At 45.2% G+C, this 383-nt stretch carries 1 rRNA gene; it reads left to right on the top strand.

From position 1 onward, the window contains the following. Positions 1 to 65, top strand: a 16S ribosomal RNA gene (locus ABE485_RS31190); the annotation flags it as partial. Positions 66 to 383 lie beyond the last annotated feature (318 nt).

Raw genomic sequence — 383 nt, 5'->3', positions numbered from 1 at the left:
TCATGACTGGGGTGAAGTCGTAACAAGGTAGCCGTATCGGAAGGTGCGGCTGGATCACCTCCTTTCAGAGCTGAAGTGCTCGTGTTAAGCGTCCACTCTTATCGGTTGTTTTTTGTAGCTGGGATCAGGTTCATTCTGGTCCAGCGTAGAAACTAACTGATAGCACTGCTTGCAGTGCTATCAGTTGGGTTTTACCCAACAGCTATATTTGTTCTTTAACAATCTGGAAGAAGCACAACGAAATGTGCTCATCAAGTAATCAGCTTCGCTGGTGAAGATGGGCACGGGTTGTGATTGCATTATTTTTGTTCCAAGTTCTCAAGACTGGGGTGAATAACCTCAGACTGCTTTGAAACTTATGAACGGCACAAACGCTAATACTC

Origin of the sequence: Achromobacter spanius (assembly GCF_039673305.1) — a bacterium.
Classification (GTDB): Bacteria; Pseudomonadota; Gammaproteobacteria; order Burkholderiales; family Burkholderiaceae_B; genus Achromobacter; species Achromobacter spanius_F.
Note: the sequence above shows the minus strand (reverse complement) of the source record. Positions and strands in the feature narration are given on the sequence as shown.